This is a genomic window from Pseudomonas sp. T1.Ur, assembly GCF_023516725.1.
Classification (GTDB): Bacteria; Pseudomonadota; Gammaproteobacteria; order Pseudomonadales; family Pseudomonadaceae; genus Aquipseudomonas; species Aquipseudomonas alvandae.
Window position 1 is genome coordinate 1,270,492 of record NZ_JAMGSN010000001.1, and the last position, 23,789, is coordinate 1,294,280.

The window sequence follows — 23,789 nt, forward strand, 5'->3', positions numbered from 1 at the left end:
ATGGGTGACTACTTGCAAGCCGAATTTCAGGCAGGAACCCCCATGACCGACGCGTTCGAACTCCCCAGCACCCTGGCCCATGCCCTCCAGCGCCGCGCCGCGTTGACACCGGATCGGGTCGCCTTGCGCTTCCTGGCCGACAATCCGCAGCAGGGCGTGGTACTGAGTTATTGCGACTTGGACCGGCGCGCCCGGACGATCGCGGCGGCGTTGCAGGGCGAAGCGAAAATCGGCGATCGGGCGGTGCTGCTGTTCCCCAGCGGCCCGGATTACGTCGCGGCGTTCTTCGGCTGCCTGTACGCCGGCGTGATCGCCGTGCCGGCCTACCCGCCGGAGTCCACCCGTCGGCATCATCAGGAGCGCTTGCTGTCGATCATCGCCGACGCCGAGCCGCGGCTATTGCTGACCACTGCTGATTTGCGCGAGGCCTTGCAAGCCATCGAATCGGCGCCGTCGGTGATGTGCGTCGACGCCCTTGATCCGGCCTGCGCCGAGCAATGGCGGGCGCCGGACCTGCAAGATGATGACATCGCTTTCCTGCAATACACCTCCGGCTCCACCGCATTGCCAAAGGGCGTGCAAGTCAGCCACGGCAACCTCGTCGCCAATGAGCTGCTGATCCGCCATGGCTTCGGCATCGATGTGAACCCCGACGATGTCATCGTCAGCTGGCTGCCGCTGTACCACGACATGGGGCTGATCGGCGGGTTGCTGCAGCCGATCTTCAGTGGCGTGCCTTGCGTATTGATGTCGCCGGCCTATTTTCTCGCCCGGCCGTTGCGCTGGCTCGAAGCGATCAGCGAATACGGTGGCACCATCAGCGGCGGCCCGGACTTCGCCTATCGCTTGTGCAGCGAACGGGTCAGTGAGTCTGCCCTGGGCCGCCTCGACCTGAGCGGCTGGCGCGTCGCTTATTCCGGCTCCGAGCCGATCCGCCTCGACAGCCTGGAGCGCTTCGCCGGGAAATTCGCGGCGTGCGGCTTCACGGCGGACAGTTTCATGGCCTCCTACGGGCTCGCTGAGGCGACGTTGTTCGTCGCCGGCACGCCGCGTGGCCAGGGCATTCCCTCGATGCGCATGGACGACGCGGCCTTGACGCAAAACCGCGCCGAACCGGGGCAGGGCAGCGCGGTGATGAGCTGCGGTGTGAGCCAGCCGGGCCATGCGGTGCTGATCGTCGAGCCCAACACCTTGCAACCGTTGGCCGACAACCAGGTCGGCGAAGTCTGGGCCGCCGGGCCGAGCATTGCCCAGGGTTACTGGCGCAACCCCGAGGCTAGCGCCAAGACCTTCGTCCGGCATGACGGCCGCACCTGGCTGCGCACCGGCGACCTGGGTTTTGTCCGCGAAGGCGAGCTGTTCATCACCGGACGCTTGAAGGACATGCTGATCGTACGCGGGCACAACCTTTACCCGCAGGACATCGAGCAAACCATCGAGCGTGAAGTGGAGGTGGTGCGCAAAGGCCGTGTCGCGGCCTTCGCCGTCAATGAGGCGGGCGAAGAGGGCATCGGGATTGCCGCCGAGATCAGCCGCAGCGTGCAAAAAATCCTGCCTCCCGAAACCCTGATCAAGACGATTCGCCAAGCCGTGGCCGACGCCTGCCAGCAAGCGCCGAGCGTGGTGGTGCTGCTCAACCCGGGGGCGCTGCCGAAGACGTCCAGCGGCAAGCTGCAACGTTCGGCGTGTCGCACCCGATGGGTGGACGGCAGCCTCGACAGCTATGCGTTGTTTCCCTCGGCCAAGGCTGAGACGGTCGACGAGTCCGCCTCGGTGTCCGAGCTGCAAGCGCTGATCGGCCGAGTCTGGTGCGAGCAGTTGCAGATCGATCGGGTGCGGGGCGACGACCATTTCTTCCTGCTGGGCGGCAACTCCATCGCAGCCACCCAAGTCATTGCGCGGCTGCGTGAAGTCCTTGGCCTGGCGCTCAACCTGAGCCTGCTTTTCGAAGCGCCGACCCTGGGCGCCTTTGCGACGGCGGTGGCGAACCTGCAACAGGACGGTGGCCAACCCCAAGGCGCCATCAAGGCGTTGGCGCGCGATGAAGCCCTGCCGCAGTCCCTGGCCCAGAACCGTTTGTGGCTGACCTGGCAGTTGGACCCTGCTAGCCGCGCCTACAACATCCCCGGCGCCCTGCGCCTGCGTGGCGAGCTGGACGAACAAGCGCTGCGCCAGGGCTTCCAGCAATTGATCGAGCGCCACGAATCCTTGCGCACGCGCTTTCTGGAGCGCGATGGCGTGGCCCTGCAACAGATCGATCCGGCCGGTGAGTTCAATCTTCAGGTGATCGACCTCAGCGACATGCCTGCCTACGAGCGCGAAGCCCGGGCGCGGCAGATCCGCGAAGACGAAGCGGCCACTCAATTCGATCTGGAAAAGGGACCGCTGCTGTGGGTCACCTTGTTGCGCCTGGCTGAAGACGATCACCAATTGCTGGTGACGATGCATCACATCATCGCCGATGGCTGGTCGATGAACGTCTTGATCGACGAGTTCTCGCGGCTGTATGCCGCCGCGTCCCAAGGACACACCGCCGAACTGGCACCGCTGCCCCTGCAATACGCCGACTACGGCAGTTGGCAGCGACAATGGCTCGCCCAGGGCGAAGCCGAGCGCCAACTGCGCTATTGGAAAGAGCAATTGGGCGACGAGCACCCGACCCTGGCGTTGAATACCGACCATCCGCGCAGTACCCAGCGGCATCGCAGCGCCGCGCGCCATAGCCTGCGCCTGGACAAAACGCTCGGTGATGCCCTGCGCCAGGTCGCCCAGGCGCACGACGCCACGGTATTCATGCTGTTGCTGGCGGCGTTCCAGGCCTTGTTGCAGCGCTACACCGGCCAATCCGACCTGCGCATCGGCGTGCCCAACGCCAACCGCCCGCGCCTGGAAACCCAAGGGCTGATCGGCTTCTTCATCAACACCCAGGTGCTGCGCGCGCAAACCGATTCGCGCCAGCCCTTCGCCGCGCTGCTGGCCCAGGCCCGGGAGGCGACGCTCGGCGCCCAGGCTCATCAGGACCTACCCTTCGAACAATTGCTGGAAACCTTCCCCCAGGCTCGCGAACAAGGCCTGTTCCAAGTGATGTTCAACCACCAGCAGCGCGACCTTGGCGCGTTGCGCCGCCTGCCGGGGTTGTTGGCCGATGAATTGCCGTGGCACAGCCGCGAAGCCAAGTTCGACCTGCAATTGCACAGCGAAGAAGACCGCCAGGGGCGGCTGACACTGTCGTTCGACTACGCGGACGAGCTGTTCGAGGCGGCGACCATCGCACGCCTGGCCGAACACTTTTGCAGCTTGCTGCGGGCGGTCAGCGCTGATCCGCAACAGGCCCTCGGCGATTTGCCGCTGCTGAGCGCCGAAGAACTGGCTCAGCAGCAGTGTTGGGCGGCGGCGCCCTGCGCGCCCGCCACGCAATGGCTCCCGGAGCTGCTCAACGAACGGGCCCGCCGCACGCCGCAACGCACTGCATTGCAGTGGGACGGTGGTTCGCTGGACTACGCCGAGCTGCACGCCCAGGCCAATCGGCTGGCCCATTATCTGCGGGACAAAGGTGTCGGCCCGGACGTGTGCGTGGCGATTGCCGCCGAACGCTCGCCGCAGTTGCTTATCGGCGTGCTGGCGATCATCAAGGCCGGCGGCGCCTACGTGCCGCTGGATGTCGATTACCCGAGCGAACGCCTGGCCTACATGCTCCACGACAGCGGTGTCGATCTGCTGCTGACGCAAACCGCGCTGCTCGACCGCTTGCCGGCCTGCGAGGGCGTCAGCGTCATCGCCATGGACGCGCTGCATCTGGAGCAATGGCCGAGCAATCCGCCGGGGCTGCACCTGCACGGCGATCATCTGGCCTACGTGATCTACACCTCCGGCTCGACCGGCCAACCCAAGGGCGTCGGCAATACTCACGCGGCCCTGGCTGAGCGCCTGCAATGGATGCAGGCCGCCTATGGGCTGGATGAGACCGACGTGTTGATGCAAAAGGCGCCGATCAGTTTCGACGTGTCGGTGTGGGAGTGCTTCTGGCCGCTGATCACCGGCAGCCAATTGGTCCTGGCGGGCCCGGGCGAACACCGCGACCCGCACCGCATTGCGCAACTGGTCGAGCAGTTCGGCGTGACCACGTTGCACTTCGTCCCGGCGCTGCTCAGCCTGTTTGTCGACGAGCCCTTGAGTGCCCGTTGCACGAGCCTGCGGCGGATTTTCTCCGGGGGCGAAGCCTTGCCGGCCGAATTGCGCAGCCGCGTGCTCGCGCAGTTGCCGGCGGCGCAGTTGCACAATCGCTACGGCCCGACCGAAACCGCCATCAACGTCACCCATTGGCATTGCACCGCCGACGATGGCGAGCGCTCGCCCATCGGTCGTCCCTTGGCTAACGTGCTGTGCCGCATCCTCGACAGCGAACTCAATCCCGTGCCCGTCGGCGTGCCGGGTGAGCTGTGCATCGGTGGCCTGGGCCTGGCCCGGGGTTACCTCGGGCGTCCCGCGCTGACGGCGGAACGTTTTATCGCCGATCCCCAGGGACTGGCTGGCGCGCGGCTTTACCGCACTGGCGACCTGGCGCGCTGGGATGCCGACGGCGTGATCGAATACCTTGGCCGCCTCGATCAGCAGGTCAAGCTGCGCGGTTTCCGCGTCGAGCCACAGGAAATCGAGGCGCGCTTGCTGGCCCAGGATGGCATCGTCCAGGCAGCGGTACTGGTGCGTGACACGGCGGCCGGTCCGCAGTTGATCGGTTATTACACCGCAGCAGCGCTTGATGAAGCTGCCGCCGCCCAGGCCGCTCGCCTGAAAAACGCCCTCGCCAGCGAGCTGCCTGACTACATGGTGCCCGCGCAATTGTTGCGCCTGGACGCCATGCCCTTGAGCCCGAGCGGCAAGCTCGACCGTCGCGCCTTGCCGGAGCCGCAATGGCAGGTGCGCGAACACGTCGAGCCGGCCACCGCCCTCGAACAGCAGATCGCCGGAATCTGGCGCGACGTACTCGGTCTTGCCCGCATCGGCCTGCGGGATGATTTTTTTGCCTTGGGCGGCCATTCGTTGCTGGCGACCCAGATCATCTCCCGCACGCGCCAGGCCTGCGACGTCGAGCTGCCGTTGCGTGCGTTGTTCGAAGCCAGCGAGCTGGGCGCCTTCGCCGAGCAGGTGCGGCTGATCCAGGCCAGCGGCCGGACCAACCGCCAGCCGCCGATCGAGAAAGTCGACCGCAGCCAACCGGTGCCGCTGTCCTATTCCCAGCAGCGCATGTGGTTCCTCTGGCAAATGGAGCCGGACAGCCCGGCCTATAACGTCGGCGGCATGGCACGCCTGCGCGGGGTGCTGGATGTCGGGCGCTTCGAAGCGGCGTTGCAGGCCTTGATCCTGCGCCATGAAACCCTGCGCACCACGTTCCCAAGCATCGACGGCGTGCCTCGCCAACAGGTACACGACGAGACGGGCCTGCGCATGGACTGGAAAGATTTTTCCATGCTCGACGCCGACCTTCGCCAACAACGCGTGCAGCAACTGGCGGACAGCGAGGCCCACGAACCCTTCGATCTGGAAACCGGGCCGCTGCTGCGGGCCTGCCTGGTCAAGACCGCCGAGCGCGAACATTACCTGGTGCTGACGCTGCACCACATCGTCACCGAAGGTTGGGCGATGGACATTTTCGCCCGCGAGCTCAGTGCGCTGTACGAAGCCTTCATCGATGACCGCGAGTCACCGCTGGAGCCGTTGCCGGTGCAATACCTCGACTACAGCGCCTGGCAGCGCCAATGGCTGGAGTCCGGCGAGCGCCAGCGCCAGCTCGATTACTGGACCGCGCAACTGGGCCGCGAACATCCCTTGCTGGAATTGCCGGCGGACCGCCCGCGTCCGGCGGTGCAAAGTCATCGCGGCGAGCTGTTCCGTTTCGACCTCAGCGACGACTTGGCCGCGCGGGTCCGTGCCTTCAACGCCGAACATGGCTTGACCCTGTTCATGACCATGACCGCCGCCCTGGCCGTGCTGCTCTATCGCTACAGCGGCCAGACCGACCTGCGCATCGGCGCGCCGGTGGCCAATCGCATCCGTCCGGAAAGCGAAGGGCTGATCGGCGCGTTCCTCAATACCCAAGTGCTGCGTTGCCAACTCGACGGGCAGATGTCCGTGGGCGAGCTGTTCGAGCAGGTGCGCCACACGGTGATTGAGGGCCAGTCCCACCAGGACCTGCCGTTCGATCATCTGGTGGACGCTTTGCAGCCACCGCGCAGCGCGGCGTACAACCCGCTGTTCCAGGTGATGTGCAACGTGCAGCGTTGGGAATTCCAGCAGAGCCGCACGCTGGCCGGCATGAACGTCGACTACCTGGTCAACGATGCGCGGGCGACCAAGTTCGATCTCAATCTGGAGGTCACTGACCTTGACCAGCGCTTGGGCTGCTGCCTGACCTACAGCACCGACTTGTTCGACGAACCCCGCATCGCCCGCATGGCCGGGCATTGGCGCAACCTGCTGGAAGCGCTGCTGGTGGATCCGGCTCGGCGGCTGAGCGAGCTGCCGCTGCTGGACGCCAGTGAACAGCAGCAGTTGCTCGACAGCCTCGGCGAAGAGCCGGGTGAGCATCGCCTGGATCAATGCATCCATTCATTGTTTGAAGAGCAGGCCCGGTTGCGCCCGGATGCGCCGGCGCTGACGTTCGCCGGGCAGACCCTGACCTATGGCGAACTCGAACGCAGGGCCAATCGCCTGGCCTGGATGTTGCGCGACCGCGGCGTCGGCCCGCAGGTCCGGGTAGGGCTGGCCCTGGAGCGCTCGCTGGACATGGTCGTCGGCCTGCTGGCGATCCTCAAGGCGGGTGGCGCCTACGTGCCGCTGGACCCGGAATACCCGCTGGACCGCTTGCTCTACATGATCGAGGACAGCGGCGTCTGCTTGCTGCTCAGCGATCGGGTCATGTTCCAGGCCCTCGGCGAACTGCCGGAAGGCGTGCAGCGCTGGTGCCTGGAAGACGACCGTGCGGCCCTGGCGGATTATCCCGACCAATCGCCGTCGCCGATCAACCTGCCGCAACATCAGGCCTATCTGATCTACACCTCCGGCTCTACCGGAAAACCCAAGGGGGTGGTGGTGTCCCACGGTGAGATCGCCATGCATTGCCAGGCGGTAATCCGACGCTTCGGCATGCGCTTTGATGACTGCGAACTGCATTTTTATTCGATCAATTTCGACGCCGCCACCGAGCGCTTGCTGGTGCCGTTGCTCAGTGGCGCCCACGTGGTGCTGCGTGCGCAGGGCCAGTGGGATGCCGAAGAAATCTGCGGCCTGATCCGCCAGCACCGCATCAACATCCTCGGTTTCACGCCCAGCTATGGCAGCCAATTGGCGCAATGGCTGGCAACCCAGGGCCAGACGCTGCCGGTGCGCATGTGCATCACCGGTGGCGAAGCCCTGACCGGCGAACATTTGCAGCGCATCCGCGCCGCGTTCAGCCCGAGCCTGTTCTTCAACGCCTATGGCCCGACCGAAACCGTGGTCATGCCCCTGGCGAGCCTCGCCCCGGAACAACTGGAAGAGGGCGCGGGCAGCGTGCCGATCGGCAGCGTGATCGGCGCCCGCGTGGCCTACATTCTCGACGCCGACCTGGCATTGGTGCCCCAAGGCGCGACGGGTGAGTTGTATGTCGGCGGCGCCGGGTTGGCCCAGGGTTATCATCAGCGTGCGGGCATGACCGCCGAGCGTTTCGTCGCCGACCCGTTCAGCGCTGACGGCGGACGGCTGTACCGCACCGGGGACCTGGTGCGCCAGCGCGGCGACGGTCAGGTGGAGTACCTGGGACGGGTCGACCATCAGGTGAAGATTCGCGGTTTCCGTATCGAACTGGGGGAAATCGAAAACCGCCTGTTGGAACACGACGCCGTGCGCGAGGCCGTGGTATTGGCCTTGGATATGTCGGGCGGCAAGCAATTGGCCGGTTACCTGGTCAGCGACATCGCCGAACAGGATGCCGCCGGGCAAGCGGCGCTGCGCGAAGCGCTGAAGCATCACCTCAAGGCGCAACTGCCGGACTACATGGTGCCCGGGCACTTGATCCTGTTGCCGAGCATGCCGCTGACCGCCAACGGCAAGCTTGACCGACGCGCCTTGCCGATGCCCGATCCCGAACTCAATCGCCAACAGTACGTGGCGCCGAGCAATGCCCTGGAGCAAGCGTTGGCGGCGATCTGGTGCGACGTGCTGAACGTCAAGCAGGTCGGCCTCAACGACAACTTCTTCGAGCTGGGCGGCGATTCGATCCTGTCGATCCAGGTCGTCAGCCGGGCCCGGCAACAAGGTCTGCATTTCACGCCGCGGGACTTGTTCCAGCACCAGACCGTGCAGGCCCTGGCGACCGTCGCCACGCACAACGAGCAGGTGAGCGCCGAGCAGGGATTATTGAGCGGTGAGTCGGGGCTGACGCCGATCCAGCATTGGTTCTTCGCCAATGAAATACCCAACCGACATCACTGGAACCAGGCGCTGTTGCTGGAGCCGACCCTGCGTTTGGAGCCGGGTTACCTGGAGCAAGCGTTGCGCGCGGTGTTCGAGCAGCACGACGCCTTGCGCCTGGGCTTCGGCAACAGCGCCGGTCAGTGGCGCGCCGAGCATCAACCCGTGTTCGAAGGGGCGCTGCTGGAGGCCGTGTCGGTGGATTCGCCGCAAGCCTGCGAAGCCGTGTTTGCCCAAGCGCAGCAGGGCTTCGAACTGACGACTGGGCCGCTGCTGCGAGCCGTGTTGGCGGAGCTGCCTGACGGTCGGCAGCGTCTGCTGATCGCCATTCACCACTTGGTGGTGGACGGCGTGTCGTGGCGGGTGTTGATGGACGATCTGCAGACGGCCTACCGCCAATGTGCCGACAAACAAACGCTGCAATTGCCGGCCAAGACCAGCCCGTTCCGTGACTGGGCCGCTCGGTTGCAGGCCTATGCCGGCAGTGAATCCCTGCGCGAAGAGTTGAGCTGGTGGCAAGGCCAGTTGAGCGGCCCGGACGTAACGCTGCCTTGCGCGCGTCCCGACGGCGGGCGGCAGGAACGGCATGCCGAGATTGTCAGACTGCGCCTGGACGCCGAACTCACACGGCAATTGCTGCAACAAGCCCCAAGCGCCTATCGCACCCAGGTCAATGACCTGTTGCTCACCGCGCTGGCCCGGGTGCTGTGCCGTTGGAGCCAGCATGAATCGGTGCTGGTCCAGCTCGAAGGTCATGGCCGTGAGGCGCTGTTCGATGACATCGACCTGACCCGCACCGTGGGTTGGTTCACCAGCGTCTATCCGCTGCGCCTGTGCCCGTCCGCCGCTGATATCGGCACCTCGATCAAAGCCATCAAGGAACAGCTGCGCGCGGTGCCGCACAAGGGCCTCGGCTATGGCGTGCTGCGTTACCTGGCAGACATTGGCACCCGCGAGGCGATGGCCGGCCTGCCGCAAGCGACGATCACCTTCAACTACCTCGGCCAGCTTGACCATGCCCTCGGCCAGGACGCGCTGTTCCGACCTGTGGACGAAGCGCTTGGCGCGATCCATGACCCCGACGCACCGCTGCCCAACGCACTGAGCCTCGACTGCCAGGTCAGTGGCGGCGAACTGGCGTTGCGCTGGACCTTCAGCGCCGAGCGTCATGACCGCCAGGCCATCGCCGCGCTGGCCGCCACCTACCTCGACGAGTTGCAGCACCTGATCGAACACTGCCTCGCGGACGAGGCGGGCGGCCTGACGCCGTCGGACTTCCCGCTGGCGAAACTGACCCAGGCACAGCTGGACAACCTGCCGGTGCCGGCGGCGGAGATCGAAGACGTCTACCCACTGACGCCGATGCAGGAAGGCATGCTGCTGCACACATTGCTGGAACCGGGCACGGGCCTGTACTACATGCAGGACCGCTATCGCATCAACAGCGAACTCGACCCCCAGCGTTTCGCCCAGGCCTGGCAAGCAGTGATCGCCCGTCACGAAGCCCTGCGCGCCTCGTTCTGCTGGAATGTCGGCGAAGACATGTTGCAGGTCATCCACAAGCCCGGCCGCACACCGGTGGAATACCTCGACTGGACGCAAGTGCCCGAGGACGCCCAGGAGCCCAAGCTCCAGGCGCTGCTCAAGCGCGAGCGCGAAGCGGGTTTTGATCTGTTGAACGAGGCGCCGTTCCACTTGCGTTTGATCCGGGTCGGCGCGGCGCGCTACTGGTTCATGATGAGCAACCATCACATCCTCATCGACGCGTGGTGCCGTTCGTTGCTGATGGATGATTTCTTCGAGATCTACTCCGCCCTCGGTGAACAGCGCGAGCCTCGCCTGGCCGTGCCGCCGCGCTATCGCGACTACATCGGCTGGCTGCAACGCCAGGGCCTGGCCGAAGCCCGGCAGTGGTGGCAGCAGAACCTGCAAGGCTTCGAACGGACCACGCCGATCCCGGGTGACCGACCGTTCCTGCGCGAACACGCCGGTGACAGCGGTGGCATGGTCGTCGGCGATTGCTACACCCGCCTCGACGCCCGGGACGGTGCGCGCCTGCGGGAGCTGGCCCAGGCCCATCAATTGACCGTCAACACCTTCGCCCAGGCGGCGTGGGCCCTGGTGCTGCGCCGTATCAGCGGTGATCGCGACGTATTGTTCGGCGTCACCGTGGCCGGGCGTCCGGTGGAGCTGCCGCAGATGCAGCGCACGGTGGGGCTGTTCATCAACAGCGTTGCCTTGCGGGTGCGGATCCCGGCGGATGACCAGCGCTGCAGCGTGCGCCAATGGCTCAACGGCTTGCTGGACAGCAACATGCAACTGCGCGAGTACGAATACCTGCCGCTGGTGAGCATCCAGGAGGTCAGCGAGCTGCCCAAGGGCCAGCCGTTGTTCGACAGCCTGTTCGTGTTCGAGAACGCGCCGGTGGAAGTCTCGGTGCTGGACCGCGCCCAGAGCCTCGATGCCACCTCGGATTCGGGCCGCACCCACACCAACTTCCCGCTGACGGCGGTGTGTTATCCGGGCGATGACCTGGGGCTGCACCTGTCCTACGACCAGCGCTACTTCGATGAGTCGACGGTCCAAGGGCTGCTGGGCGAGTTCAAGCGATTGCTGCTGGCGTTGATGGAAGGTTTCCACGGTGACATGGCCGAGTTGGCGCTGATCGGATCTGAAGAGAAGGATTTCCTCATCGAAGGTTGCAACCAGAGCGCGCGGACCTATCCGCTGGAGCAGAGTTACGTCGAGCTGTTCGAGGCCCGGGTGGCGGCTCATCCGCAACGTATTGCCGCCAGTTGCCAGGACGACACCTGGACGTATGCCGAGTTGAACGAGCGCAGCAACCGCCTCGGTCACGCGCTGGTGGAGGCGGGCGTCGGTCCCGACCAGCCAGTGGCGCTGCTCGCTGAGCGCGACCTGGATTTGCTCGGCATGATCATCGGCAGCTTCAAGGCCGGCGGCGGTTACCTGCCGCTGGATCCAGGCCTGCCGAGCCAGCGCCTGAGTCGCATCATCGAGCTGAGCCGCACACCGCTGCTGGTGTGCACGCGGGCTTGTCACGAGCAGGCGCTGGCCTTGCTGGAGGCGTTCGCCTGTGCCGGGCGGCCGAAGCTGCTGGTGTGGGAAGACGTCCAGGCCAGTGATAGGGCGGTGGACAATCCCGGCGTTTACAGCGGGCCGGACCACCTCGCCTACGTGATCTACACCTCTGGCTCCACCGGGTTGCCCAAAGGCGTGATGGTCCAGCAGCGCGGCATGCTCAACAACCAGCTCAGCAAGGTGCCGTACCTGGCGCTAGATGAAACGGATGTGATTGCCCAGACCGCGTCCCAGAGCTTCGATATTTCGGTGTGGCAGTTCCTCGCCGCGCCGTTGTTCGGGGCTCGGGTGGACATCGTGCCCAATGCCATCGCCCACGACCCTCAAGGTCTGCTCGACCATGTCGGGCACCAGGGCATTACCGTGCTGGAGAGCGTGCCGTCGCTGATCCAGGGCATGCTCGCCCTGGAGCGCATCGGCCTGGATGGCTTGCGCTGGATGCTGCCCACCGGCGAAGCGATGCCACCGGAATTGGCTCACCAATGGCTGGCGCGGTACCCGGACATCGGCCTGGTGAACGCCTATGGCCCGGCCGAATGTTCCGATGACGTGGCGTTCTTCCGGGTCGACATGGCGTCGACCCGTGGCATCTACCTGCCCATTGGCGCGCCGACCGACAATAACCGTTTGTACCTGCTCGACGGCGCGCTGGAACTGGTGCCATTGGGCGCGGTGGGCGAGTTGTGCGTCGCCGGCACCGGAGTGGGGCGTGGTTATGTCGGCGATCCGCTGCGTACCGCGCCGGTGTTCGTGCCTAACCCGTTCGGCGCACCGGGCGAGCGGCTGTACCGCACCGGCGACCTGGCGCGCCGCCGTAGCGATGGCGTGCTGGAGTACGTCGGGCGCATCGACCATCAGGTGAAGATCCGTGGCTACCGCATCGAGCTGGGGGAAATCGAAGCACGGTTGCACGAGCAGCCCGAAGTCCGCGACGCGGCCGTCGGTGTGCAGGAAGGCGTCAATGGCAAGCACCTGGTGGGCTATCTGGTTGCCGCCGACGCCACGCTGAGCCCGAGCGAACGCCTGGATCGAATCAAACAGCGCCTGCGCAGCGAATTACCGGAATACATGGTGCCGCTGCACTGGCTGTGGCTCGACCACTTGCCCCTCAACGCCAATGGAAAACTCGACCGCAAGGCGTTACCGGCGTTGGCAATCGGCCAATTGCAAAGCCAGGACTACCAGGCGCCCGCCAGCGATCTTGAACAAATCCTGGCCGGTATCTGGGCCGAGGTGTTGAAGGTCGAACGGGTGGGCGTACGGGACAATTTCTTCGAACTGGGCGGGCACTCGTTGCTGGCGACACAAATCGCCTCCCGCGTGCAAAAAGCCCTGCAACGCGACGTACCGCTCAGGGCCATGTTCGAGTGCAGCACCGTGCGGGAATTGGCCGAATACATCGGTGGGTTGGAGGCCAGTGAAATCACCGGGGAGAAGGTGGATCGGTTGAATGACCTGATGGCGGAATTGGAAGGGTTGTAGTGCTGCGGTGCCTGTAGCGGCCCCATCGCGAGCAAGCTCGCTCCCACAATTTGATCTCTGGACTCCGATCCATTGTGGGAGCGAGCTTGCTCGCGATGGGTTCATTGGCAGCCCCCCAAAACCCAAGGTTGACGACTGGCTCGCTGCGGCCCAGTCTCCCAAGGTTTTTAATTCCCAAACAAGAAGGCCACCGATGCCCTTTGCAACGATTGACGGACAACCGCTGCATTACCTGGACCAGGGCCATGGCCCGGTGGTGGTGCTGGGCAGCAGTTATCTGTGGGACCACAGCATGTGGGCGCCGCAGATTGATGCTTTATCGGAGCACTATCGAGTCATCGTCCCGGAGCTTTGGGGCCACGGGCAGTCCGGGCGTTTGCCTGAGGGCATCAACTCGCTGGACGACCTGTCCCGTCAAACGCTGGCGTTGATGGATCACCTGGAGATCGACTGCTTCAACCTGGTCGGATTGTCGGTGGGCGGGATGTGGGGCGCGCGGCTGGCGCTGGCCGCGCCCGAGCGCGTGAAGTCGCTGGTACTGATGGACACCTACGTCGGCGTCGAGCCGGAGCCGACCCGGCTGTATTACTTTTCGCTGTTCGACAAGATCGAAGCCAGCGGCGCAATTCCGGAGCCTTTGCTGGACATCATCGTGCCGATCTTCTTTCGGCCGGGCATCGATCCGCAATCGGCGCTCTACCAGCAGTTCCGCGCCAGCTTGGCCGCGCTGCCGACTGAGCGCCTGAAGGACAGCATCGTGCCGTTGGGGCGGATCATTTTTGGTCGGGATGACATCCTGGCGCGCCTGTCCGGATTGGATGCCAAGCGCACGCTGGTGATGTGCGGTGACCAGGACAAGCCTCGGCCACCGTCCGAGGCGTTGGAAATGGCCGAGCTGATTGGCTGCGATCATGTGCTGATTCCGCAGGCGGGGCATATTTCCAACCTGGAGAACCCGGAGTTTGTGACGGAGGCGTTGTTGGCGTTCCTGAAACAAATGCGCTGAAACTGTGGCGAGGGAGCTCTCGTTGGGCTCTGTAGGAGCTGGCGAAGCCTGCGATCTGTTCGCTTGAGATTCAAGTGGCTGGGGAAAGATCGCAGCCTCGCTTCGCTCGGCAGCTCCTACGCAGCTCCTACGCAGCTCCTACAGAGCCCAGCGGGAGCAAGCTCCCTCGCCACAGTTCAGTGTTCCGGATCATTTAGGTCCGAGGATTTTCAGCAGTTTGTCCGGCGACGGCGCGCCTTGCTGCTGTTGCAGTTCGCCCTGGTCATCCAGATAGAAGATCGCCGGCGTGGCGGAGAGCTCCAGCTCGTCCATCAACGCCTGGTTGGCGTCCAGTTTTGCCTGGATGGCCGGCGGGATCTCCTTGAGCGGCTTGAGCGGACTGGCCTTGCCGGCCTTTTCATGGTCCGCCAGGGCTTTTTCCGGCTCCTTGGCGGCGAGCAGCGCGGCCGATTTGCCCGGGCTGTCTTCGCGGATGATGCCCACCATGATGTGGCGCAACTGTACCTTGCCGGCCTTGACCCAGGGCCGGGCCTGTTCCCAGAACATGTTGCAATACGGGCAATTCGGATCGCTGAAGAGGTACACCGTGCGCGGTGCGTCCTTGTTGCCGTCGGCGATCCAGTGGCTGGTCTCCATCTTCGCCCAGATGGCCTTGGCCATCGGGGCGTAGACCAGCTTTTGCAGCGGCTCGGCGCTCAGGTCCTTGCCGTCGGCGTCATACAGGTTGCCCAGCAGCACGTGCTGGCCATCCGGCGTCAGGTACAGGGCCATGCCACGGTTCTGGTACTGCGCTGCGTAACCGCGCAAGCCGTCCGGTGCTTCGAAGGTGCCGACAATCTTCGCGCCCTTGGCTTCGATCTTCTTGATAGCCGCAGGCAACTCTTCGGCCTGGAGCAGCGGTGCTTGCAACAGCGCGCCGGCGAAGGCCAGGGTCAGCAGGTGGTGGAGGCGGGGCATGGCAGTTTCCTTGTCGCGGGGTGGGCCGCCGTGGTGGTATCCGGCGTATCGAAATTTTCCAGGGCGCGGGCCAGGCTCGCCTCAGACAACTCGCCCAGGTGACTGCCCAGCAGGCGGCCATCGGCGCTGTAGAACAGCGTTGTCGGCAAGGCCATCGAGCCCACGGCCTGGCCAAGGCGGCCGCTGCCGTCGAACAGCACGTTGGTGAGGCTCAAGCCCTGCGTGGCAAGGTAGGTGCTGACGCTTTGCATGCTTTCGGCCTGGTTGACGAACAGGAACGTCAGGTCCGGGCGCTGTTTCTGGGCTTCTTCCAGCACCGGCATTTCACGTCGGCAGGGCGGGCACCAGGTGGCCCAGAGATTGATCACCAGCGGGCCGCCCTGATAATCGATGAGGTTCACCGTTTCGCCGTCGGCGGTGCGCAGGTCGATCTCCGGCAAGCGGGTGCCTTGTTCATAGATCGTCAGCGACATTGTGCCCACGAGCCAGAACAGCAGGCCGCCGGTGACACTGAAAGCCAACGGTCGGCGCAGGCCCGGGCGGCGCCGAGCCCATAGCAGGGCGCCGACCAGCAGTGCGACGATGCCCGGCCAGGCCAGGAAGCCGCCGTCGCGCAGGTCGACGATCTGCCACGGGTCATCCCGATAATGGGCCCAGTAAGCGATGACAAACCCGATCCTTGCGGCCAGGAGTCCCAGCAAGAACAGTCCGAACAGCACCGATTCGGGGTTTTCGCCGCCGCGCCTTGCGACCCTCCAGCCGACGAAAGTCGCCAAGGCCAATGCGCTGATCAGCAGCAAGTGATTGAGGGCGATGGCAAAGGTGCCCAAGGTCAACGTCAGCATCAAGGCGCGTTCCGGGTCATGTTCCAGCGCTCCAGGAAACCCTTGGCGTCGACTTCGCCGGTAATCCGCTGGTTGCGACGTTCTTCACCGTCGGTGCCGATCCACAACAGGCTGGGTGGTCCCGGTACCTGATAGCGGCTGAGCAGTTCGCGGCTGGCGGGCGTGTCGGCGGTGACGTCGAGGCGCAGCAGGCGCACGCCTTTCAGGGCGTCGAGCACCTCTGCGCGGCCGAATACCTGTTTTTCCATGATCTTGCAGGACACGCACCAGTCGGCGTAGTAATCCAGCATGACCCACTGGCCCTGGGCCTTGGCGGCGTCCAGTTCGCTTTGCAGGGCGGCGGGTTCGCTGACGGTGGTGAACGCGTCCCGGGCCTCGGCGGTCGCAGTGGCGCGGGCACCGCCATAGACCTCCAGCGGCTTGAACAGATCGTCGCTGCCGCCCGCTGCCCCAATCACCAGCAGGCTGCCCCACAAACCGAACAGCAGCGATGCGCTGCCCCAGAGATAGACGGCGCGACCGAACCCTTCGGTCTGGCGCCAGGCGCAGTAGGCGGCGATCACCAGCAGCGCGCCCCACAGGCCGATCCACAGCGAGCCATCGATGACCGGGCGGATCATCAGCAGCGCGGTCCCCAGGAACAAAAAGCCGAACACGCCTTTGAGCAGGTTCATCCAGGCGCCGGGCTTGGGCAGGAAGCGATTGCCGACAGTCACCAGCAGCAACAGCGGCAGGCCCATGCCGACGCCCATGGTGAACAGGATCAGGCCGCCGTGCAGCGCATTGCCGCTTTGGGCGATGTACAGCAGCGCGCCGGCCAAGGGGGCGGTCATGCAAGGGCCGACCAACAGACCGGACAACGCCCCGAGAATGCCGGCGCCCACCAGGCTGCCACCGCGGCGCTGGCGGCCGGCGTTTTCCAAGCGATCACGCAGGGCGGCTGGCAGTTGCAATTCGAAAAAGCCGAACATCGGCAGCGCCAACACCACGAACACTGCCGCGAAAGTCCCCAGCAACCAGGGTTGCTGCAGCACTGCCTGGAGATTGGCCCCCAGCAGCGCCGCGAGCACACCCATGGCGGCATAGACCAAGGCCATGCTGATCACGTAGCTGCCAGCCAAGGCCAGGCCGCGCCGGGGGCCGGCGCCGCTGCCCACCACCAATCCCGCCAGGATCGGCAGCATCGGCAGCGAGCAGGGGGTAAATGCCAACAACAGCCCCAGGCCAAAGAACACCAGCAGGCTCCAGCCCAGTGCGCGCTGTTGCAAACCGCTGGCCAGGGCCTGGTCCTGCGCCTCGCCCGAGGCTGTTGCCGGCGCGGCACCGCCCAGGTCGACGACTTGGGTCTGGGGTGGATAGCACAGGCCCGCATCGGCGCAGCCCTGGAAGCCGACCTTGATCTTGCCGGTCGCCCCGGCGGGAATCTTCAGCTCCAGGGCCTGGCGATACACTTGTTGGTCGCCAAAAAACTCGTCGCTGTGTGCTTCGCCCTCGGGCAACGTCGGCTTTTGCGCGTCGGCCAGGCCATCGAACTTGAGCCGCTGCTGATACAGGTAGTACCCGTCGGCGATCTGCCAGAACAGTTGGGTCTCACCGGAATCCAGGCGTTCGGAAGTAAAGACGAATGCCTTCTCCACCGGCAGGAAATCGGGTTTGGTTTCGAAGGGATTGGCGGCCTGGGCCAGGCCCGAGATCAGGAACAGCCACAGCAAAAACAATCGACGCATGGACAAAGCCTTAACGAAGCAAGTGAAGGGCACAGTGGCGACCGGCGATTAACCGTCGATTAACCCAGCGATACCGACGGGCGCCAATGATCGCCCATATTTGCCCGACTCGTCGCATAATGTCGGCTTAATCGGCCGCCCGCCTAATCTACCTTTTTCCGTGGGGCTTACCATGCACGTACTGGTCTGTGAAGACGATGAGTTGATTGCCAGCGGCATCGTTGCCGGGCTCACGGCTCAAGGCCTGACCGTCGAGCACGTCGCCACGGCATCGGCGGCGCGGGCGATGGTCGGCGTGGCGACATTCGACGTCATGGTGTTGGACCTGGGCCTGCCGGATGAAGACGGCCTCAAGTTGCTCAAGCAGCTACGCCAGCAAGGCCTGGAAATCCCCGTGCTGATCCTCACCGCACGGGATTCGGTGACCGACCGGGTCGACGGCTTGCAGGCCGGGGCCGATGATTACTTGCTCAAGCCCTTCGACCTGCGCGAACTGGCGGCGCGCTTGCACACGTTGCTGCGGCGCGTGGCCGGGCGCAGTGTCAACCTGATCGAGCATGGTCGCTTGACCTATGACCCGAGCAGCCGGGAAACCACCTTGGACGGCCAGCCGGTGGACCTGTCCCGCCGCGAGCAGTCGCTGTTGCAGGCGCTGCTGCACAGTCGTGGCCGGGTGCTCTCCACCGAGCAGCTCAAGGACAGTGTCTATGGCTTCAACGACGAGCTGGAAAGCAACGCCTTGAACGTCCATATCCACCACTTGCGGCGCAAGTTAGGCAACGGGATTGTCGAGACGGTGCGCGGCCTGGGCTATCGCCTGGGGCCGGCCGATGGCGGGGAATCGGCCAAGTGATCAGCCTGCGACTGCGCCTGAGCCTGACCCTCGGCGCGGCCTTTGCCCTGATCTGGGCCTTGGCTGCGGCGTGGATGCTCAGCGACCTGCGCAACCAGATGATGTTTTCCCTCGACCAGCGCCTGGTGGCTTCGGCGCGGATGGTCGCCGGGTTGCTGGAGCAGTTGCCGCCGGTTCCGAGCAACGGCGAGGGCACGCATTTCAGCGCTGAACAATTGAGTGTCCCAGGTGGCATGGCCTGTCAGGTCAGCTCCCTGCGTGGGGAGATTCTTGCGCGCAGCCATGACACCCCGGGGCAGGCCCTGGAAGCCGAGAAAATGGGTTTCCACGACCAGATGATCGACGGCGCGCCATGGCGCAGCTTTACCCTGGCCCGAGGCGACTTGCGCATTACCACCGCTGATCGCCAGATCGAACGCGAGGCCTTGAACCTGTCGGTGCTGCTGGCGGCCTCGGTGCCGGTCGGCGTGGCCTTGCTCGGTTGCCTGTGCCTGCTGTGGCTGGGCATCGGCCAGGGCCTGGCGCCGCTCAACCGCATGCGTGATGCACTGACGCGGCGCAACGCGGATTCCCTCGAGCCGCTGCAGATTCATCCACTGCCCAGCGAATTGCGGCCTTTGCTGGAGACCCAGAACCAGTTGCTCCAGCGCATCGGCAAGACCATCGAGCGCGAGCGACGGCTGACCGGCGATGCCGCCCATGAATTGCGCAGCCCGTTGACCGCCATCAAGACGCACCTGCAGGTGGCGCGCATGACCGAGGGCGCCGCCCGTGACCAGTCCCTGGCCCGGGCGGAGGAGGGCGCCGACCGGTTGCATCGCACGCTGGAACAACTGTTGCTGCTGGCCCGGGTGGAGGGCAGCCTGTCGTTCGATGACGGGGTGCAATGCAACGCCGAGCAGGTCGCACGGCTGGCCATTCAGGACGCGACCGGCGGCGCGCCCCAGCGGATCAGGCTGCGGGTATCGCCCCAACTGACCGATGCGCCGGTGCAAATGCCGGCCGTGCTGTCCATCGCCGCGCTGCGCAACCTGCTGGAGAACGCCGTGCGCCATACCCCGGACGACACCGAGATCGAGTTGAACGTGGAAATGATCGGCCAGCGCGTGCGGTTCCAGGTACGCGACCACGGTCCCGGCATCGCAGCCGACGATATCCAGCACCTGACCCAGCGCTTCTGGCGCAATGGCCAGAGCAACGGCTGCGGGCTCGGGCTGGCGATTGTCCAGGCCATCGTCCAGCGTTGCGGTTGCGGCCTGCAGTTCGACAGCCGCCCGGACGGGTTGCGGGTCGAGCTGACCGTGCCGGTGCAAGCCGGTTAATCCCGTAGGAGCTGCCGAGCGAAGCGAGGCTGCGATCTTTTGATCTTCGCTTGGGATTCAATCGCCCGGAGAAAGATCGCAGCCTCGCTTCACTCGGCAGCTCCTACCAGGCAGTCACAGCCCGCTCCTCTGCTGTCGCAGTAAATCCTTGCCTCGCTGATGCGTTTCCACAACAGGAAACCTGCATGTGCGCTTCGGAATGCGCACCTGCCCGGTGCGCCTTTTGGTCATTCATCCCGGGGTCGAGAACATGCCAGTCACCCGTCCTATCCAAGCACCGCCAGCACGGCTCAGCCCTGCTCCGGTCGAGACGCTTTATCAATTCAACGAATCGCCATTGCTGGCTCGCCAGAACCGCCAGGAATCCAATGCCCGCAGCTATCCGCGGCGAATCCCCCTGGCCCTCAAGCGCGCCAAGGGGCTGTATGTTGAAGATGTCGAAGGCCGCACGTTCATTGACTGCCTGGCCGGCGCCGGCACGCTGGCGCTCGGGCACAACCACCCGGTGGTGATCGAGGCGATCCAGCAAGTGCTCGCCGATGAGCTGCCCCTGCATACCCTGGACCTGACCACGCCGGTCAAGGACCGTTTTGTCCAGGACCTGTTCGGCCTGTTGCCGCCGGCCCTCGCCGCCGAAGCGAAAATCCAGTTCTGCGGCCCCACCGGCACCGACGCGGTGGAAGCCGCGCTCAAGTTGGTCCGCACCGCGACGGGACGCAGCACGGTGTTGTCGTTCCAGGGCGGTTATCACGGGATGAGCCAGGGCGCGTTGAGCCTGATGGGCAGCCTGGGGCCGAAGAAGCCTTTGGCGGCGTTGCTCAGCAATGGCGTGCAGTTCATGCCGTATCCCTATGATTACCGCTGCCCGTTCGGACTGGGCGGCGCGGAGGGGATCAGGGCCAATCTGCATTACCTGGAAAACCTGCTGAACGATCCGGAGGCCGGCGTGCAATTGCCGGCAGCGGTCATCGTTGAAGTGGTGCAGGGTGAGGGCGGTGTCATACCGGCCGACCTGGATTGGCTGCGTGGCCTGCGGCGGATCACCGAGCAGGCCGGGGTGGCGTTGATTGTCGACGAAATCCAGAGCGGTTTTGGCCGGACGGGGAAAATGTTTGCATTCGAGCACGCCGGAATCATTCCGGACGTGGTCGTGCTGTCCAAGGCCATCGGTGGCAGCCTGCCGATGGCGGTCGTGGTGTATCGCGACTGGCTCGACACCTGGCTGCCGGGCGCCCATGCCGGGACCTTCCGGGGCAACCAGATGGCCATGGCCGCCGGTTCTGCGGTGATGCGTTACCTGGTGGAGCACAACGTCCCGGCCCACGCCGCCGCCATGGGCCAGCGCTTGAGTGAACACTTGCATATCCTGCAAAGGGATTTCCCGGAGTTGGGCGACATACGCGGTCGCGGCCTGATGCTCGGTGTCGAGCTGGTGGATCCGTCCGGCAAGCCGGATGCCTTGGGGCATCCACCGGTGCATGCAGGCCTGGCGCCGCGGTTGCAGCGTGAATGCCTCAAGCGCGGATTGATCCTCGAGCTGGGCGGCCGCCAGGGCGGCGTGGTGCGTTTCCTGCCGCCGTTGATCATTACCGCAGCGGAAATCGACCGGGTCGCCGAGATTTTCCGGCGCGCCCTGGAAGCCGCCGTCGCCGACGCCTAATTTTTATCCGGCCCGGTACGTCCCTTTTCATACCTTGGCCGCGCCCGTGGCGCGGCGAACCTTGAGCAACGACGGAGAAACACCATGACTTCAGTATTCGACCGCGAGGACATCCTCTTCCAGGTCGTGGTCAACCACGAAGAACAATATTCGATCTGGCCGGACTACAAGGCCGTTCCCGAGGGCTGGCGCACCGTCGGCAAGAGCGGCTTCAAGAAGGAATGCCTGGCCTACATCGAAGAAGTCTGGACGGACATGCGGCCGTTGAGCTTGCGCAAGAAGATGGAAGAACAGGCGGCAGCGGCTCACTAACTGTTGAAGCTGTGGCAGCACGGAAATTTTCCAGTAGGGCTGTAGGGAAATACAAATCTTGCAGTCACGTCGGGCCCCATGTGGGAGCGAGCTTGCTCGCGATAGCGGCGGATCAGCAACATTGATGCTGACTGACACTCCGCAATCGCGAGCAAGCTCGCTCCCACAGGGGGTGGGGTTTACCACCTATTGTTCCGCCATGAAATCAATCAACGCCCGCGCCGCCGCCGGCAATTGTCGATGGGGCGGGTAGATGATTGAAAACGTTCGGCTGCGGCCGCCAAAGTCCTTCAGCAATTCCACCAGTTCCCCTCGCTCGACTCGTTCCCGGACGATGAATTCATAGCTCTGGCAGATCCCCAGTCCGGCCTGTGCCAGGGAAACGATGCCCAGCACGTCGTCGGACACTTGCACATTGCCCGTTGGCAACCATTCCCGGTCTTCCTCGTTCTCTCGGAACAGCCACGGCGCGATGCGTCCGCTGCTGGGCATCACGAAGGGCAGGCAGGTATGGGCGGCCAGTTCGTCGAAATGCCTGGGCGTCCCGGCGCGCGCCAGGTAGCGCGGCGCGGCCACCAGACAAAGTCGGGCGTCTTCCAATTTGCGGCCGACCAATCCGCTATCCGGCAGCAGCCCGAGACGGATCGCCAGGTCATACCCTTCGGCCACCAGGTCGACGTTGCGGTTGGTGATGCTCAGCTCGACTCGCACCTGCGGGCACGCCTGGGCGAAACGCGACAGCAGCGCCGGCAGGCGGTAGTGGCCATAGGTGGTCGGCACGCTCAGGCGCACACGACCGGTCAACACGCCGTCCTGACCCTGGATTCGTCGCTCGGCATCGTCAATCAGGGCAAAGGCCGAGCGCGACTGTTCCAGGTACAACGTCCCGGCATCGGTCAGGTTCAGCCGACGCGTCGTGCGGCGCAACAGTTGCACCCCGAGCCGGGCTTCGAGGCGCGAAATGGCGCGGCTCAGGACCGAAGGCGTGGTCCCGAGCGCCACGGCGCCGGCGCTGAGGGTGCCTTTTTCCACGACGGTGACGCAGGCTTCCACGTCGGCCAGATGATCGAAGCGACGGGCCATTATTGCCTCCAGAGGCCAAGTGATGTTCCTGGCGGCCAGTTTATCGCCGGCAGGCGCATCAATACAGTGGGCGCAACTTTTATCGAAGCGTTCTGGAGTCATCATGAAAAAGCTCACCACCTTGGCCACGTCCATTGTTCTGACAGGCATCAGCGTCGCGGCCCAGGCCGACAATGTGCTGGTGGTCCTGTCGGACGCCGATCACCTGGACCTGAAAAATGGCCAGGTCTTTTCCACCGGGTTCTACCTCAACGAGCTGCTACAGCCGGTAAAACTCTTGCTGGATGCCGGCCATCACGTGACCTTTGCCACGCCTGGAGGCAAGGCGCCGACCCTGGACCGCACCTCGGTGGACAAGATGTATTTCAATAACGACGCGGCGGAGCTTGAGCGCTACCAGGCGTTGCTGGCTCGACTGAAAATCACCGTGCCTGAGGATTCACCGGTGATCAGCCTGACCCGTGTCGAACAAATGGGCCTGGATCGGTTCGATGCGCTGTACATTCCCGGTGGACACGCGCCGATGCAGGATTTGCTCACCAGCGCGCCGCTGGGGCGGGTCTTGACGCACTTCCATGAGAAAGGCAAAACCACAGCGCTGGTCTGCCACGGGCCAATAGCCTTGTTGTCGACGCTACCCGATGCCAACGGCTTCGTCGGCCAACTGACCACCAAAGGCCAGGCCTCGGCCCAGTCCGGCTGGATCTATGCCGGGTACAAGATGACGGTCATCAGCAATCAGGAAGAGGAATTGGCCAAGGGGCTGCTGGGCGGCGGCGCCATGAAGTTCTACCCGCAGACTGCAACAGAGCAGGCGGGCGGCCAATACAGCAGCAATGCGTCGCCGTGGACGTCCCATGTGGTCATGGACCGGGAGTTGATCACCGGCCAGAACCCGGCGTCGGCGCTGGAGGTGGGGCAGGCGCTGGTGAAGCGACTAAAGCCTTAAGCCGCAAGCCTTAAGCTACAAGCTAACAGCGGCCACTCTGGCTTGC

The 23,789-nt window shown here is 64.7% G+C and carries 11 protein-coding genes; 7 read left to right on the forward strand and 4 right to left on the reverse strand.

Annotated elements, in window-relative coordinates; all coding sequences use genetic code 11:
- The first annotated feature begins 42 nt into the window (after window positions 1–42).
- Window positions 43–13,029 carry a non-ribosomal peptide synthetase gene (locus M8Q45_RS05935; protein WP_249873923.1) on the forward strand — a complete coding sequence of 4,329 codons (12,987 nt, stop codon included), beginning with the start codon at window positions 43–45 and terminating at the stop codon, window positions 13,027–13,029.
- 193 nt (window positions 13,030–13,222) lie between these two features.
- Window positions 13,223–14,035, forward strand: a complete 813-nt coding sequence (locus M8Q45_RS05940; protein WP_249873924.1) for an alpha/beta fold hydrolase — start codon at window positions 13,223–13,225, stop codon at window positions 14,033–14,035.
- A gap of 189 nt (window positions 14,036–14,224) precedes the next feature.
- Here M8Q45_RS05940 and dsbG read toward each other — a convergent pair whose 3' ends face one another.
- The 3 genes from dsbG to dsbD are packed head-to-tail and all read right to left on the reverse strand — an operon-like array spanning window position 14,225 to window position 17,564.
- Window positions 14,225–14,992 (reverse strand): thiol:disulfide interchange protein DsbG, encoded by a 768-nt coding sequence (dsbG, locus tag M8Q45_RS05945; RefSeq protein ID WP_249873925.1) that lies wholly within the window; start codon window positions 14,990–14,992, stop codon window positions 14,225–14,227.
- Window positions 14,968–15,837 carry a TlpA family protein disulfide reductase gene (locus M8Q45_RS05950; protein ID WP_249873926.1) on the reverse strand — a complete coding sequence of 290 codons (870 nt, stop codon included), beginning with the start codon at window positions 15,835–15,837 and terminating at the stop codon, window positions 14,968–14,970. The genes dsbG and M8Q45_RS05950 overlap by 25 nt, the downstream gene beginning before the upstream one ends.
- Entirely contained in the window at window positions 15,837–17,564 is a 1,728-nt protein-coding gene (dsbD, locus tag M8Q45_RS05955; RefSeq protein ID WP_249873927.1) for a protein-disulfide reductase DsbD, read from the reverse strand. Before dsbD ends, M8Q45_RS05950 begins: the two co-directional genes overlap by 1 nt.
- A gap of 172 nt (window positions 17,565–17,736) precedes the next feature.
- On the opposite strand from dsbD, the gene M8Q45_RS05960 reads away from it, so the two are divergent.
- The 4 genes from M8Q45_RS05960 (at window position 17,737) to M8Q45_RS05975 (ending at window position 21,711) form a co-directional block, all read left to right on the forward strand.
- Window positions 17,737–18,417: a response regulator gene (locus tag M8Q45_RS05960; protein ID WP_249873928.1), complete on the forward strand. Its 681-nt coding sequence runs from the start codon at window positions 17,737–17,739 to the stop codon at window positions 18,415–18,417.
- Window positions 18,414–19,739 carry an ATP-binding protein gene (locus tag M8Q45_RS05965; protein ID WP_249873929.1) on the forward strand — a complete coding sequence of 442 codons (1,326 nt, stop codon included), beginning with the start codon at window positions 18,414–18,416 and terminating at the stop codon, window positions 19,737–19,739. The genes M8Q45_RS05960 and M8Q45_RS05965 overlap by 4 nt, the downstream gene beginning before the upstream one ends.
- A gap of 250 nt (window positions 19,740–19,989) precedes the next feature.
- Window positions 19,990–21,399, forward strand: a complete 1,410-nt coding sequence (locus M8Q45_RS05970; protein WP_249877272.1) for an aspartate aminotransferase family protein — start codon at window positions 19,990–19,992, stop codon at window positions 21,397–21,399.
- An 84-nt stretch (window positions 21,400–21,483) separates the two neighbouring features.
- Window positions 21,484–21,711 (forward strand): MbtH family protein, encoded by a 228-nt coding sequence (locus M8Q45_RS05975; RefSeq protein ID WP_030141931.1) that lies wholly within the window; start codon window positions 21,484–21,486, stop codon window positions 21,709–21,711.
- A 186-nt stretch (window positions 21,712–21,897) separates the two neighbouring features.
- Here the strand turns inward: M8Q45_RS05975 and M8Q45_RS05980 are convergent, their stop codons facing one another.
- On the reverse strand, window positions 21,898–22,794 hold the full coding sequence (locus M8Q45_RS05980; RefSeq protein ID WP_249873930.1) for a LysR family transcriptional regulator: 897 nt from the start codon (window positions 22,792–22,794) through the stop codon (window positions 21,898–21,900).
- A 103-nt stretch (window positions 22,795–22,897) separates the two neighbouring features.
- On the opposite strand from M8Q45_RS05980, the gene M8Q45_RS05985 reads away from it, so the two are divergent.
- Entirely contained in the window at window positions 22,898–23,743 is an 846-nt protein-coding gene (locus tag M8Q45_RS05985; RefSeq protein WP_249873931.1) for a type 1 glutamine amidotransferase domain-containing protein, read from the forward strand.
- Window positions 23,744–23,789 lie beyond the last annotated feature (46 nt).